The 701-nt window shown below is 66.2% G+C and carries 1 protein-coding gene; it reads right to left on the bottom strand.

Annotation, left to right across the window (positions count from 1 at the left end):
* A partial coding sequence (folD, locus tag K1Y73_RS21950) for a bifunctional methylenetetrahydrofolate dehydrogenase/methenyltetrahydrofolate cyclohydrolase FolD (protein ID WP_225030540.1) occupies positions 1-701 on the bottom strand: 701 nt, incomplete at both ends.

Below are 701 nucleotides of genomic sequence, written 5' to 3' on the forward strand. Positions count from 1 at the left end.
TCGGCCGCGCTGGCGTAATGCACGTCGCCGACGAGCTTCGCCTTGCCGTCGCGCTCGATGCGGTTGATGCCCACGTCAATGACCGTGGCGCCGGGCTTCACCATGTCGCCGGTGATCATCTCGGGCCGGCCCACCGCGGCCACCAGAATATCGGCGCGGCGGCAGACCTCGGCCAGATCCTTGGTCCGCGAATGCGCGATGGTCACCGTGCAGCTATCACCCAAGAGAAGCTGCGCCATCGGCTTGCCGACAATGTTGCTGCGCCCCACCACAACCGCGTTCAGCCCGGCGAGCGACCCCAGATGGTCGCGCAGCATCATCAGACAGCCCAGCGGCGTGCAGGGCACCATGCTTTTCTGACCCGTGCCCAGCAGGCCCACATTCGAGATATGGAACCCGTCCACATCCTTGGCCGGATCGATCCGGTTGATCACCAGTTCCGCGTTCAAATGCTTCGGCAAGGGCAGCTGCACCAGGATGCCATGCACCGCCGGATCGCCATTCAGCCGGTCGATCAGGGCCAGCAGATCGGCCTCGGCCGTCTCGGCCGGCAGCTTGTGTTCGAAGCTCGCCATGCCGCATTCCACGGTCTGCACGCCCTTGTTGCGCACGTAGACCTGGCTTGCCGGGTCTTCGCCGACCAGCACCACCGCCAGACCGGGCACCAGCCCCTGTTCCTCGCGCAGCCGCGCCACATGCGC

Origin of the sequence: Xinfangfangia pollutisoli, from assembly GCF_020179405.1 — a bacterium.
GTDB classification, from domain to species: Bacteria; Pseudomonadota; Alphaproteobacteria; order Rhodobacterales; family Rhodobacteraceae; genus Pseudogemmobacter; species Pseudogemmobacter pollutisoli.